The sequence below is a fragment of the Acinetobacter sp. GFQ9D191M genome, from assembly GCF_011174875.1.
Classification (GTDB): Bacteria; Pseudomonadota; Gammaproteobacteria; order Pseudomonadales; family Moraxellaceae; genus Acinetobacter.
The window spans coordinates 1-12,615 of sequence record NZ_JAALGV010000010.1 but is presented as its reverse complement, the minus strand read 5'-3'; the positions used below and the strand labels follow the sequence as shown (position 1 = coordinate 12,615).

Annotated in this window: 10 protein-coding genes and 2 tRNA genes; 1 reads left to right on the top strand and 11 read right to left on the bottom strand. The window is 43.0% G+C overall.

The window, feature by feature from the left end; all coding sequences use genetic code 11:
* Positions 1 to 330: 330 nt before the first annotated feature.
* From G5T77_RS01475 to G5T77_RS01455, 5 genes are all read right to left on the bottom strand, one after another.
* Positions 331 to 1,725 carry an AAA family ATPase gene (locus G5T77_RS01475; protein ID WP_166136373.1) on the bottom strand — a complete coding sequence of 465 codons (1,395 nt, stop codon included), beginning with the start codon at positions 1,723 to 1,725 and terminating at the stop codon, positions 331 to 333.
* 39 nt (positions 1,726 to 1,764) lie between these two features.
* Positions 1,765 to 3,267, bottom strand: a complete 1,503-nt coding sequence (locus tag G5T77_RS01470) for a UvrD-helicase domain-containing protein (RefSeq protein WP_166136371.1) — start codon at positions 3,265 to 3,267, stop codon at positions 1,765 to 1,767.
* 19 nt (positions 3,268 to 3,286) lie between these two features.
* Positions 3,287 to 4,069 carry a bifunctional phosphoribosyl-AMP cyclohydrolase/phosphoribosyl-ATP diphosphatase HisIE gene (hisIE, locus tag G5T77_RS01465; protein ID WP_166136369.1) on the bottom strand — a complete coding sequence of 261 codons (783 nt, stop codon included), beginning with the start codon at positions 4,067 to 4,069 and terminating at the stop codon, positions 3,287 to 3,289.
* A 215-nt stretch (positions 4,070 to 4,284) separates the two neighbouring features.
* Positions 4,285 to 5,172 carry an SDR family NAD(P)-dependent oxidoreductase gene (locus G5T77_RS01460; RefSeq protein WP_166136366.1) on the bottom strand — a complete coding sequence of 296 codons (888 nt, stop codon included), beginning with the start codon at positions 5,170 to 5,172 and terminating at the stop codon, positions 4,285 to 4,287.
* Positions 5,173 to 5,467: 295 nt separating this feature from the next.
* The gene (locus tag G5T77_RS01455) at positions 5,468 to 6,745 is read right to left on the bottom strand and encodes an aminotransferase class I/II-fold pyridoxal phosphate-dependent enzyme (RefSeq protein WP_166136364.1); all 1,278 of its coding nucleotides are present in this window, start codon (positions 6,743 to 6,745) and stop codon (positions 5,468 to 5,470) included.
* 319 nt (positions 6,746 to 7,064) lie between these two features.
* Between G5T77_RS01455 and ettA the strand changes: the two genes are divergently transcribed.
* Positions 7,065 to 8,726, top strand: coding sequence for an energy-dependent translational throttle protein EttA (ettA, locus tag G5T77_RS01450; protein WP_005233568.1), 1,662 nt, complete (start codon positions 7,065 to 7,067; stop codon positions 8,724 to 8,726).
* Between the two features lie 43 nt (positions 8,727 to 8,769).
* Here the strand turns inward: ettA and G5T77_RS01445 are convergent, their stop codons facing one another.
* The 6 genes from G5T77_RS01445 to G5T77_RS01420 all read right to left on the bottom strand — a co-directional run bounded on the left by G5T77_RS01445 (position 8,770) and on the right by G5T77_RS01420 (position 12,182).
* A complete protein-coding gene (locus G5T77_RS01445; protein ID WP_159122703.1) occupies positions 8,770 to 9,180 on the bottom strand; it encodes an SEL1-like repeat protein in 411 nt (136 codons plus the stop codon).
* A gap of 318 nt (positions 9,181 to 9,498) precedes the next feature.
* A complete protein-coding gene (locus tag G5T77_RS01440) occupies positions 9,499 to 9,840 on the bottom strand; it encodes a hypothetical protein (protein WP_004787163.1) in 342 nt (113 codons plus the stop codon).
* A 143-nt stretch (positions 9,841 to 9,983) separates the two neighbouring features.
* Positions 9,984 to 10,059 (bottom strand) — tRNA-Glu (locus tag G5T77_RS01435).
* 36 nt (positions 10,060 to 10,095) lie between these two features.
* Positions 10,096 to 10,171, bottom strand: a tRNA-Ala gene (locus G5T77_RS01430).
* A gap of 57 nt (positions 10,172 to 10,228) precedes the next feature.
* Positions 10,229 to 11,737 (bottom strand): glutamate--tRNA ligase, encoded by a 1,509-nt coding sequence (gene gltX / locus G5T77_RS01425; protein WP_159122702.1) that lies wholly within the window; start codon positions 11,735 to 11,737, stop codon positions 10,229 to 10,231.
* A gap of 139 nt (positions 11,738 to 11,876) precedes the next feature.
* The gene (locus tag G5T77_RS01420; RefSeq protein WP_159122701.1) at positions 11,877 to 12,182 is read right to left on the bottom strand and encodes a hypothetical protein; all 306 of its coding nucleotides are present in this window, start codon (positions 12,180 to 12,182) and stop codon (positions 11,877 to 11,879) included.
* Positions 12,183 to 12,615 lie beyond the last annotated feature (433 nt).

Here is a 12,615-nt window from a genome sequence, read left to right as displayed (position 1 = left end):
ATTCAAACAGAATAAAACAGTTGTATTGCGCAACTTATAAACGATAGCAAATTCCGATTTTACAACGAAAATTGCAAGTAAAACCGATCATATTACAGGATAACCACAACATCAATGTTTTTATGTAGAACATGTAGATTATACGTAAGCTTGGTTTTGATATGGGGTGCATGCTTGAACATCTCGTACAAATTTGACCGAAAATAAAGATCAAACTCCCTGCATTTATTGATAAAAATTTATAACTTCTTGATCAGAAATGCAGAAAATCAAAACCTATTCTTGCATCCTGATTTTAATTTTTAAATTGCATTATCGTTTCAGCACTAGTTAAGAAGATTGAGGCAGGCTTTGTGAATTATCCTGACTCAACAGTTGTAAAAGTTCTTGCTGCTGTTCTGTGCTTAGCTGTTCCTGAATCAGTTGCAAAACAGACTGAGCCGTCAAGTTGACTATTTCTGGTTCTTGAAGTGCATCTTCAACTTTTTCTATATCTGAATGATTCTGGCTCATCTCAAGCGGCAACTCTGCATAAAAATGATCATACTGAACCTGCATTGGATTTAGATGGATGGGGTGCAACTGTTTATTTTCCAGTTTTAGACACTGAAAATCCTGAGCCTGCTCCAGCAATTCCGGCCGGTTTCCAGTCACAATAATCTGCAAGTTAGGAAACGCCTGATGCAGACGCGGTAAAATGACGGCGGCCATGTCCTGATCCAGTTGATGATCAATTTCATCAATCAGTAAAATGCCAGTACCTTCCTGACAGGGAAATAAGCTGTGCGGATTAAGCAGACAAAGGCGCCGTACAACATCTCCCACCAGTGCAATCCAGTTCCGGATACTGCTCGACAACTGCTGAAAGCTAAAGGTGTGATCCTGATAACGCACCATCAATTGCAGCTTGGGCTGGTAGTCCAGATAAATCTGGCTAAGTTCTGGTAGTACAATGGATAAAGCTTCACGCAAGGCAGTCAGGCTCGGTGTATGCATATGTGCTTTAGCTTTTTCAATTTGCTGGGCTAGTTGATCTGCCTGTATATCATCCGATTGCTGTAGCGCCTGATCTAGAATCTGGTCAATGATCTTGGCACTTTGTGCATTTTCGATATCACTGATTTCACGAAACCATTCGAAGAAACGTGCAAAAGTCGTAAAAGGAATGGCAGTAATTTCATAGGCATGTGCAGTCTGAAAAATGGCCTGATTATTTTTGCTGAGTAAATTGATTTCATTGACGAAACGTTCAGCCGGATAATAGGCGACCATAGGCAGACCGAGTAAAGGGTCATGTTGTCTTGCCTTCTGATAAAGATTCACCATGGCATCGAGTTGCTGCGTTTCCGCTTTGGCAAAGCCAATGCCCTGACTATTTAAGGTTTTATATAACTGCCAGGAACAGGATTGGACAGAGGTCGCTTCTCCCTGTGCTGATTCAGGTAATGATCCCAAATCATCAGGAAAACGCACCTGGATATCAATTTTGGATTGCAGACGATTTTGCAGGATATCCTGATCCAGCATGCTTAAACCTGCGGTACGCAAGTCACGAAAACGTGCAGAAAACCAGGTTAAAGCCTGATAACTCAAGCGCAGCAAGGTGGTTTTACCCGAACCCTGATCACCCAGAATTAAAGTCACAGGTGATTTTTGCAGATCAAAATCGAGCTGGATATTAGAAAAGTGCAGAGCATGTTTGAGTTGTATTTTTTCGATGTGCATGGATCACCTGTAGCGTGATTTTTACATCTATGTTTTACCTTAGCCGACGGCTTGGCGCAGTGACTGTGGCATCCTGATTTTCAGTTGTTGAATGAGGTCATAAATGTGATGAATATTTAAGCTTACTTTAGCACGAGTACAGGCCACGTACAGCAGACGTAACTCTTCGTCACTAATTTTATGGTCTTTCTCGTTTAGCTTGAACTGGTAATCATCTTCAATATGAACGCGATCCCATTCCAGACCTTTGGCCTTATGTGCGGTAGAGATGATGTAGTCCGCTTGCCCGATCGGGGTGATTTTGGCAAGGGCAGTTTTCAGGGGATCAGTACCATGTTCATCGACCAGTTTGACTAAGGGTTTGATATCACTGCCTTCATTGGTCTCGCAGTACTCGTGCACATCATGCCAGGAATTAAACCAGGCCAGTTCAGGCACATCAACTACACGCTTGCCCTGTTTCAGCATCGCAGCGGCATCAACAAAACGGTTCAGTTTGACATGATCCGCTTGCAGGCTGACTTTATCGCCACGTACTAAACCGGCAAGTAATAGTTCCATAGCACGCGCATTGGTCCGGCATAGAATCGCATCGCGTAATTTAGTGTGCGGTTTATTGACGACTTTGGAGTTTAAGTGCGGATTACCGAGTAGGGGCACGGTTTCATTCAATGCTCCCAAAATCGCATTGGCATTTAACGCAATTTCAGGCCCGAAACGGAATGAAGTGGTCAGACGAGATTCGGGTAGCGGCAGCTGCTGCATGGCATTCACTGCGCCACGCCAGGCATAAATCTGCTGATGCGCATCGCCGACATAGATGACCTGAGTGCTACGCTGTTTCAGCAAAATTCCCAGCATCAGTGGGTCGGCATCCTGTGCTTCATCAAACAGCACATAGTCGGCAGGAATATTGGGCTCAGACAATGCCCAAAGTTTCAGGTAAATATCATGCCCAATCCCGGCCTGATGATTGGGATCAATTGACTCTAACCAACGCTGTTCAACTGCTGGATAAAGTTTCTTTTGCAATGCTTCAATATCATCTGGGTGTAGCCAGCTCGGTGCCTGAATATGTCGCGGGGCGGGATATTGCGAACTGGTCGAGCAGAAATAGCCAACTGCATTCGCGACCAGACTGGCCAGACGCGAAGGCATCAGTACATATTTTTCATAACGTCCGCCCATCATCCGGCGCAAGGTCATCGGTTCAAGGCGATATTCCTTGGCAATAAAGCTTGGACTTAAACGCGGTAGGCGTAGTTTATCCGTGACTCCACGTGGAACACTGCGAAAAGCCAGGGAGTGGAAAGTACGGCAGTCGACACCACGATGAAACTTGTTTTGTGCTTCTGAGGCAATGGATTTATTAAACGCCAGATACATGCCGCGCCGTTCCGGCATGGCATCACTGATCATTTGCAGGGTCGTAGTTTTACCTGTGCCCGCATAGGCAATGACTTTAAAAGATTTTCCCAGACGTGCGTTATCAATGGCAGTGGCCTGCTCATAGGTCGCTTTGGGTTTTTGCAGATCAGACACAGGTAGATTCATTCACGACTTAATGTTGACGATTGGCTTTTTCAACCAGACCGGATAGACCCTGACGGCGTGCCAGTTCATTCAGGACCAGTTGTGGATCAAGGTCAAAATAACCAAGCATGACAATGGTATGGAACCACAGATCAGCTACTTCATAGATCAGGTCATTCTTGTTGTCTTCAGAGGCTTCAGTTTTGAAATCTTTAGCCGCGATCACGGTTTCAAAGCTTTCTTCACCGACTTTTTCCAGAATCTTGTTTAAACCTTTATGGTACAGCTTGGCCACATAAGAGGATTCCGGATCAGCTTTCTTACGCTCTGCCATCATCTCGCCCAAGTATGATAATACTTCAACCTGTTCAGACTGAGCAGTTGAGGCATTCATAGCAAGGGTATGTGGATTTGTTGATTTTTCACCGTAAATTGCAGCAGGATCTTTGATTTGTACATCCACAATTTCCCAGCCATTTGGGGTTAATTTACGGTAGAAACATGATTCACGACCAGTATGGCAGGCAATACCACCATGCTGTTCAATCTGTAAAATAATTACGTCCGCATCACAGTCCAGACGGATTTCATGCACAGTCTGGAAATGGCCAGATTCTTCGCCCTTATGCCATAACTTATTGCGTGAGCGGGAGAAATATACTGCCTGATTTTTTTCGGCAGTTAAAGCCAGCGCTTCACGGTTCATCCAGGCGACCATCAATACACGACCGGTTTGATGGTGCTGGGCAATGGCAGGGATCAGACCTTGTTCGTTAAATTTTACTTCATCGAGCCATTGCACGTTGTTCATAAGGGTTTCCATTAATTGAATCAGAATATAAAAAGATGGATAGGAAATATCCGTCCATAGTGTACGTGATCTCGTCGCATTTGCGGCAAAAATCTGTGCTTGAAAAGACAGGATGTGTCGTTAGGCGCATTCAGATTATAAACCTGAGCGATTAAATCTCTAAAGTGTAGAAATAAAATAGCCGCCCTTAGGCGGCCAGAAAATTCTTGAAGAAATTACCAGTGCTCGCCCGGGAAGATCCGCGCATAGGCCTTTTGTACCCAGTTCAGTTTTTGTGGCTGACCCACTGATGCTGAAGAGCTTGGGAACAGGTTATAACCGATCGACATCAGGACATTGTTGATGTCTGGTGCAATCGCATAAGTAATCGAAGCCAAACGTCCCAGATTAGTTGCCACTTTCTTCGGACGTTTCACAATCGCATAAGCAATCAGTTCGGCTGCCTGTTCCGGAGACAGGGTAGGCACATATTTATAGATCTTGGTCGGTGCAATCATTGGCGTACGAACCAAAGGCATATAAATCGAAGTGATCGCAATTTTATGTGAATGGACTTCTGCAGACAGACAGCGGCTGAAAGCATCCAGTGCGGCTTTAGATGCGACATAAGCCGAGAAGCGGGTGGCATTCGCCAATACCCCAATCGAGCTGATATTGATGATATGACCTGCACGACGAATCATCATTTGCGGCAGGATATTCATCACCAGGCGCACAGCGCCAAAATAATTTAGCTGCATGGTACGTTCAAAATCATGAAAACGATCCACTGATTCATGCACCGCACGGCGAATCGAGCGGCCCGCATTGTTAATCAGGATGTCGATATGATCGACTGAAGCAATAATCTGTTTGGACACTTCATCAATGGATTCCATATTATTAAGATCACATGGAAATACTGAAGCTTTACCGCCCTTGGATTCAATTTCTTTTTTTACTTGTTCTAGGGTGTCTTTGGTACGCGCGACCAGTAAAACATGTGCGCCAGCATCTGCCAGCTGATGTGCCGTCGTTAAACCTATACCACTGGATGCGCCTGTAATGAGAACAGTTTTACCTGCAATACGTTTTTCCAATTGTTTCTGTAGTCTAGTTTTCACGTTTGTTATCCCTAATTTGAAGACTGCGTTCAAATTATTTTTATTAAAAAATCAAAGATGGCTCTAACAGAGATAAGAGCGAAGATGAGTACTAATATGATAACTAATTATTTAAGAAAATCTATACATTAAACTATTGAAAATAAAATAAAAATTAGAGTAATTGCTCTATTTGTGTTCGCTGTTTCAATTGATTTTTATCATGAAAATAAATCACAAAGCAAGTGATTGTATTCAAAAAATAAATAAAAAAACTCCAGCATTTTTGCTGGAGTTTTCTGCTTTAAAATGGCGCTTAAACTGCTGCGAGAGAGTGTTCCAGATCCGCAATCAGGTCATCAATATGTTCAATTCCGATTGATAAACGAACCATATCCTCACTCACACCTGCTGATTTGAGTTCTTCGGGATTAAGCTGGCGGTGGGTGGTTGTTGCCGGGTGACAGGCCAGACTTTTGGCATCACCAATATTGACCAGACGGGTGAACAATTGCAGGGCATCAATAAAACGGGCACCACCTTCACGACCACCTTCTACACCAAAAGTCAGAATGGCAGACGGTTTACCTTTCACATATTTTTGTGCCAAAGCATGCTGCGGGTGATCTTTCAGACCGGCATAATTGACCCATTTTACTTTTGGATGTTGTTGCAAATATTCTGCAACCTTCAGCGCATTTTCGGTATGACGTTCCATACGCAGGCTCAAAGTTTCCAAGCCTTGCAGAATTAAAAATACATTTTGCGGGCTGATCGCTGCCCCAGTATTACGCAGAGGTACGACACGAGCACGCGCGATATACGCCGCTTCACCTAAAGCTTCAACATAATTAACACCGTGATAACTCGGATCAGGTGTATTCAGAGCAGGGAAACGCTCGGCATGTTGACCCCATGGGAACTTGCCACTATCCACGATAATACCGCCGATCGAATTACCATGACCGCCAATGTATTTGGTGAGTGAATGCACCACGATGTCGGCACCGAAATTAAAAGATTTTTGTAGGACTGGGGTGGCAACCGTATTATCAACGATGACTGGTACGCCATATTCATGGGCAATTTTGGAAATCGCTTCGAGGTCAATAATATTACCCAGCGGGTTACCAATTGATTCCACAAAAACCAGTTTGGTCTTGTCATCAATTAGGCCACGTAATGCTTCCGGGTCTTGATAATCAAAGAAGCGAACTTCGATCCCTTGTTTAGGCAGGGTATGTGCAAACAGGTTATAGGTGCCACCATATAAAGTGGACACCGAAGCAATATTGTCACCCGCTTCAGCAATGGTCTGAATCGCATAGGTAATCGCAGCCATACCCGAAGCCAATGCCAGCGCACCAATACCACCTTCCAGAGCTGCAATACGTTGTTCTAGCACCGCTGTGGTAGGGTTCATAATGCGGGTATAAATATTGCCCTGAACTTTCAGGTCAAACAGATCGGCACCGTGCTGAGTATTGTCAAAGGCATATGAGGTGGTTTGATAAATTGGCACTGCCACAGCTTTAGTAGTAGGTTCCGGGCTATAGCCTGCGTGAATCGCTAAAGTTTCTGCTTTATGAGTCATGATCGTTGGTCTTCTTGTGTTTTTAGCTGTAATGAAACTGCTCAAATATTAGCACTTGAAATATGAAGAAAAGTGCATATTTATTCAAATGAATATCTTAATTAACGATATAGCATCAATAAAATAATGCAAGTTTAGGTGTCAGAAATGCTGTTTGAAAAATAAACAGGATTAAACTTGTAACAAGGCATTAACTTCACGTGAATGGCTTATGTTTTGAAGACTTTCTGCGTATAATAGCCGATTATTTTTTCGCTCATGATTGAGCAGGGGGAGTTTGTTTCTTCCCCCATTTGGTTTTTCAATTGAGGAGTCCTACGTGGCCCAATATATTTATACGATGAACCGAGTGTCCAAGATGGTTCCGCCAAAGCGCGAAATCCTCAAGGATATCTCCTTATCATTTTTCCCAGGCGCAAAAATTGGTGTGCTTGGTCTGAACGGTGCAGGTAAATCTACTTTGCTTCGTATTATGGCGGGCGTAGATAAAGATTTCTCTGGTGAAGCACGTGCGCAACCGGGTATCAAAATTGGTTACCTCGAGCAAGAACCACCACTTGATCCAACCAAAGACGTTCGTGGCAACGTTGAAGACGGCGTACGTGAAGCACTTGATGCATTAGAGCGCCTTGATCAGGTATTTGCAGACTATGCAGATCCAGATGCAGACTTCGATGCACTAGCAAAAGAGCAGGAAAAACTGGAAGCAATTATCCAGACTTGGGATGCGCATAACCTGAATAACCAGCTGGAACAGGCTGCAGCAGCATTAAATCTGCCTGCATGGGATGCAGATGTAACCATGCTTTCAGGTGGTGAACGCCGTCGTGTTGCATTGTGCCGTTTACTGCTGTCTAAACCAGACATGCTGCTTCTCGACGAACCAACTAACCACTTGGATGCAGAGTCTGTATCTTGGCTGGAACGCTTCCTGAAAGACTTCCCGGGCACCATCGTAGCGATTACGCACGACCGTTACTTCCTTGATAACGTGGCCGAGTGGATTCTGGAGCTTGACCGTGGACATGGTATTCCTTACCAAGGTAACTATTCTTCTTGGCTGGAACAGAAAAATGCGCGTTTAGAACAAGAGAACAAGCAGGAAGAATCGTTTGCTAAAGCATTGAAAAAAGAACTTGAATGGGTTCGTTCAAATGCGAAAGGCCAGCAGAAGAAAAACAAAGCACGTATGGAGCGTTTCGAAGAGCTTAACTCTCGTGAATTCCAGCAACGTAACGAAACATCTGAAATCTATATTCCACCTGGTCCGCGTCTGGGCAACAAGGTGGTTGAAGTTGAAGGGATTAGCAAATCGTTTGGTGACAAACTGCTGTATAAAGACTTGTCTTTCACAGTACCACCAACAGCGATTGTCGGTATCGTAGGTCCAAACGGTGCAGGTAAAACTACATTGTTCCGTATGATGACGGGCGAACAGCAACCCGATACTGGTACAGTGACTTTGGGTGATTCTGTAAAAGTTGCTTATGTGGGTCAGATTCGTGACACCCTGGATGACAATAAAACCGTTTGGGAAGAAGTGTCTGGCGGTCTGGATATCCTGAAAGTGGGTGATTACGAAATTGCATCTCGTGCTTATATTGGGCGCTTTAACTTTAAAGGCCAAGATCAGCAAAAACGTGTAGGTGAATTGTCAGGTGGTGAGCGTAACCGTTTACAACTTGCGAAAATCCTGCAACAAGGTGCGAACGTAATCCTGCTCGATGAACCATCAAACGACTTGGACGTAGAAACTTTACGTGCGTTAGAAGATGCGATTTTGGTCTTCCCGGGCTGTGTGATGGTGGTATCGCATGACCGTTGGTTCCTGGACCGTATTGCGACTCACATCTTGTCATTTGAAGATGAGACTCCAGAATTCTTCACCGGTAACTATACCGAGTTTGAAGAGTATCGCCGTAAGAAATATGGCGATGATCTGGCAGCGAAGCGTCAGAAATATCGCAAAATTGGTGCTTAATCAAAGCGCATAAAAAAACCAGCTTTCGGGCTGGTTTTTTTCTTTAATATTGGACACTCATTTGGCTATAAGTATTTGATAACAGTTGTGCAGCTTTTAAATGACCTTGCTGTTTAGCCTTATTCAGCCATTCCTCAGCATGAAAATAATTCTGATCTAAACCTAGACTACCTTTAAGAAAGTGTTTACCCAGTCTATATTGCGCTTCGGCGTGACCACGTGTTGCTGCACTTAAGTAGTTCCAGAAAGCATTGCGTTGATAATTTTCTTGCTGCTCTAGCTGCGTAATTTGAAATTGTTCAGCTTGGCGTTGCTTTAAAATATGGCAAAGCTTTTCAAACTGTACAGCTTCCAGATAATAGGTGTCTGCTTCAGAAATATAATTTTCCATTTCTGAACCTGTTGGCTCATCATGAGAAAACAGAAAATGTATGACTTTTTTAAGTTTAAGCATTTTTATTCCTCACCTTTGCCATTATTAACAATTAATTAAACTATCCACTAAAGACTACAATATAAAGCGGTTTTATTTCGGTAATGAATTACATGCTTTTAGTCTCATGTTGATATTTTTGTGTATTTAATGAGCAAAAACAAGCAGTAGAAATAAAAAAACTTCATTTTAAAAGTGAAGCAAATTGGAAGAAATATGAATTTGTTGTTCTAGTCGACATTTTGATATTAGGGGTTAGAAGATTTAGTTTTACTAATAAAAAAATCTTGCATAAACATGCAAGATTTTTCGGCTTTGAAAATGAGTGAACTCTAGAAATCAGATTTCCCACTCATGATTGCATTCACGGCATTTCCATTTCTTTTGGCTTTGCATGAAAGCCTGCATGGAAATTTTAAAATCAGGCAAATCTTTATAGAACATGAAGCCTGCGATCAGACAGATAATAAACACGATCACAGTAGCGGTCTGTAAAGTCGTACCTGCACCATCTCCAAAAATCCACATCGCGATGCTAATGATGACCAGCAGCAATAATACAAACAGGGCAGGCACCAGCATGATCAGGCTTTTAGGCACGACTGGGCGCGCCGCCGGTTGACCTGGCTGAGCAACGGGCATGATTTTTGGGCTTTGACATTTAGGGCAACGATATTGCATTACTACTCCAAAATTCTAAATTACTGATTATTTTATCGGAAGATACGCAAAAACCGAAATACCGCCAATATAAAACAGACAGACAATAAAAAACCCAAGTCACAATGCTTGGGTTTTTTATTAAGATGTTGCCATCTTGAATATGGCGTCCCTACGGGGATTCGAACCCCGGTTACCGCCGTGAAAGGGCGATGTCCTAGGCCTCTAGACGATAGGGACAAATGAGGCAAATACACAGGTAAAGCAAGACTTATTTGGTGGAGTCAAGGAGGATCGAACTCCTGACCTCTACAATGCCATTGTAGCGCTCTACCAACTGAGCTATGACCCCAGTCTGTGTGAGCGCTATATTATGGATATAACGCTTAGACGTCAACTAAAAAATAAATTAAGCTTGATCAACTGCTTCATTTTTCGGCAGTTTCAGACTCTCATTCAGTTTTTCCCAAGCTTTTACTTCTTTCTTGCTAGGAGCACCGACCACTTCCAGCGCGTGGCGCAGACGGGCAAAAGTTAGATCCGGACCAATAGTGACCATGGTCTGCATGACTGGGGTAGAAGCGGTTGAACCGGCAATCGCAATAAAGAACGCTGGCATAAAGTCACGTAATTTAATGCTCATCTGATTCGCCAGATCCATCAACGTTTGGCTAACAGTGTCATTGTTCCAGGTGAACAGGCTTTCTAGACGCCAGATCGCAAATTGCAGGCTTTGACGCACTTGTTCTTCAGAAAGTTTTTTGCTTTCGAACTGTTCTTTAGTCAAAGTCGGGAAATGGTTGAAATAGTGCGCTGACCAGTTCACTGCTTCAGACAGCAGATTGATCCGTGGTTGAATTGCAGCAGCGATTTCTTCCAGTTTGGCACGGTCTGCTTTCCAAGCCAGTAAGGTATCTAACAGTTCAGCAGGAGAGAGAGCTTTAATCCATTGGCCATTTAACCAGTTGAGTTTCTCAATATCGAAGATAGGACCACCCAGAGAGACACGGTTAATGTCAAAGTGTTCAATCATTTCAGCCAAAGTGAATTTTTCACGCTCATCTGGCATTGACCAGCCCATACGGCCTAGATAGTTCAGCAATGCTTCTGGCAATACGCCGATATCTTTGTAGTAGTTAATTGAGGTCGGGTTCTTACGTTTAGACAGTTTTGATTTGTCTGGGTTACGCAGTAGAGGCATGTGGCACAGGACTGGCATGTCCCAACCAAAGTATTTGTACAGCAACTGATGTTTCGGTGCAGATGGAATCCATTCTTCACCACGAATCACATGCGTAATTTGCATCAGGTGATCATCAACCACGTTTGCCAAATGGTAAGTTGGCAGACCATCCGTTTTTAGCAGAATTTGCATGTCGACTTGCGCCCATGGAATTTCTACTTCACCACGGAGCATGTCATTAAAGGTACATACCCCTTCAGTCGGCACTTTCATACGGATCACGTGCGGTTCACCAGCTGCCAGACGACGTGCCACTTCTTCTTTAGACAGTTTTAGACCGCGGCCATCATAGCGTGGAGTTTCGCCACGAGCCTGCTGTTCAGCACGCATTTCATCCAGTTCTTGCGCTGTTGCGAAGCAGTAGAAGGCATGACCTTTATCTACCAGTTCTTCTGCGTATTTTTTATAGATGCTCATGCGTTCTGACTGACGGTACGGTGCATGTGGACCACTGACATCTGGACCTTCTGACCAGTTCAGGCCTAACCAGCGTAGGGAGTCCAGAATCATTTTTTCAGATTCAGGAGTAGAACGCAGCTGATCCGTATCTTCAATACGAAGAATGAATTCGCCACCGTGCTGTTTGGCAAAACACAGGTTGAACAGGGCAATATAGGCAGTTCCCACATGCGGGAAACCGGTAGGAGAAGGTGCAATACGAGTACGAACAGTCATAACCGGATCTAATCTTAAATATAAAATTGCAGCTATTATAACGAAAAAGCCACATCACTTAATGCTTTATTCAACATTGAATGATGCGGCTTTTCAGGATGAGCAAAATATAACGAATGTGGAGAACTAAAACTAAGTCTTATGAATTGCTCGGAGAAAAGATACTTTGCACAAAGCGGGTAAAGCGCAAGTTTTGAGCTGCAAAAAAGCTTTGAGTCGGATTTGATTTGAACGCAGTCAGCGCTTTAAGTTCATCCTCAGTATGAAAAGCATTTTTATCAGCTTTATGTTGCTGAATTGCTTTTTCAATTGGTGAGGTTTTCACTTCAATTGCACTTACAGAGGCTTTAGGTAGCTCTGTTTTCACAACTACGGCATGGCCAAGTTGAATCGAGAACAGCGTGATAAGACTTAGGATGCTGGCTGTAAATATTTTAAATTTCATATCCAAACTTCCTCCTTGGCTTTGGTTAATCTTGTTTTGTTAAAAATGTTGTTATAATACTGGCTACAATCTAATCACATTCAGATATGAAAAAGTAGAACCAAGTCACATTTTTTACAAAAAACTAATATTTCTCTGTGGAAAATTACTAAATCTCAGGATTTCCACATTTAAGTTGCCTATTTGTAACAGATAACTGTGTAGAGATCGTGAAGAACTGTCTTATATTGTAGCAGGATATTAAATTTTTAGGGGAAAATGTATCCGAAATGAATTGTGAGCATATATATCAAAAATAGAATATGATTGGATAAAATATTATAAACACATGATTGTTAAGTAATTTTTTTGTTTATATAGTGCTGAGTAAATTAGCAATGAGTGCCCATCATGAAAAAGATAATAACTTCTACTATCTCCAAGTGAAAGAGGA